The organism is Frankia sp. AiPs1 (assembly GCF_023716945.1).
GTDB lineage: Bacteria > Actinomycetota > Actinomycetes > Frankiales > Frankiaceae > Frankia.
The window spans coordinates 1-1,535 of record NZ_JAMQQF010000902.1 but is presented as its reverse complement, the minus strand read 5'-3'; the positions used below and the strand labels follow the sequence as shown (position 1 = coordinate 1,535).

The following is a 1,535-nucleotide window of genomic DNA, read 5'->3' as shown; positions in this document are numbered from 1 at the left end:
GGGCAGGCGGGGCAGGCGGGGCAGGCGGGGCAGGCTGTGGAGGCGGGGGAGGCTGTGCCGGTCGGGCCGGGCGTCGCGGCGCGCGACGTGCTGGCCGTCCTGCGCCGCCACGTGCTCGTCGACGGAATGGACCTGGTCTGCGACCTGACCGAGAGCGCCGGCAGCGTTCTGGTCGACGCCCGCGACGGCCGGCACTACCTCGATCTCTACAGCTTCTTCGCCTCGGCGCCGCTCGGGGTGAACCCGCCCGAGCTGGCCGGCGACGCAAGTTTCCTCGACCGGCTGGGCCGCGTCGCGATCAACAAGCCGGCGAACCCGGACGTCGCCACCGCCGCCTACGCCGAGTTCGTGCGCACCTTCGCCCGGGTCCTCGGCGACCCGGCGCTGCCGCACCTGTTCTTCGTCGAGGGCGGCGCGCTGGCGGTGGAGAACGCGCTCAAGTGCGCCTTCGACTGGAAGAGCCGGCACAACGCCGCGCACGGCCGTCCGGCCCGACTGGGCCGTCGCGTGCTGCACCTGCGTCACGCCTTCCACGGGCGCAGCGGCTACACGTTGTCGGTCACCAACACCGATCCGGTCAAGACCGACCGGTTTCCCGTGTTCGACTGGCCGCGCATCGACTGCCCGGCGATGACCTTTCCCTGCACGCCGGCCGCCCTCGACGCCGTCGTCGCCGCCGAGCGCGTCGCGCTGGCGCAGGCCGAGGCGGCCTTCGCCGCCCATCCGCACGACATCGCCTGTTTCCTCGCCGAACCGATCCAGGGCGAGGGCGGTGACAACCACCTGCGCGCCGAGTTCCTCGCCGCCATGGCCGAGCTGTGTCTGCGCCACGATGCGCTGTTCGTCCTCGACGAGGTCCAGACCGGGGTCGGCGTGACCGGATCGGCCTGGGCCTACCAGCAGCTCGGCCTGCGTCCCGACATCGTCGCGTTCGGCAAGAAGGTCCAGCTCGGCGGAATCATGGCCGGACGGCGGGTGGACGAGGTCGCCGCCAACGTCCTCGCCGTCCCCGGCCGGATCAGCTCCACCTGGGGCGGTGGCCTCGTCGACATGGTCCGCTCGACCCGGATCCTGGAGGTCATCGAGGCCCGGGGGCTGATCGCCCGGGCCGGTGCGCTCGGGGCCGGCCTGCTGACCGAGCTGTCCGCGCTCGCGGCGGCCCATCCGGGGCTGCTGACCAACCCGCGCGGGCGGGGCCTGCTCTGCGCGGTGGACCTGCCCGACCGGGCCACCCGCGACGAGGTGCTGCGCCGGCTGCGGGTGCGCGAACATGTCCTCGCGCTGCCCGCGGGCGTGCGCACCCTGCGTTTCCGCCCGGCGCTGACCGTCAGCGCCGACCAGCTCAGCACCGGCGTCACCGCGCTCGCCCGCGTCGTCGCCGACCTGGACGAGGGGAGCCCGGCATGACCCTGGTGCGCCCGCGGCGCGTCGGCGCGCGTATCGCCGGTCGCGCTCACGACCTGTGCGCGACCGTCGGGGGCCCGGCCGGCGGCGCCGAGGTCGCCCCGGCGGCGGTCCGCGTCGTTCACCGTGGT

1 protein-coding gene is annotated in these 1,535 nt (G+C 74.7%); it reads left to right on the top strand.

The annotated features are described in order from the left end of the window. The first annotated feature begins 36 nt into the window (after window positions 1-36). On the top strand, window positions 37-1,407 hold the full coding sequence (gene lat / locus ND748_RS31735; RefSeq protein WP_251749968.1) for an L-lysine 6-transaminase: 1,371 nt from the start codon (window positions 37-39) through the stop codon (window positions 1,405-1,407). Window positions 1,408-1,535: the final 128 nt, after the last annotated feature.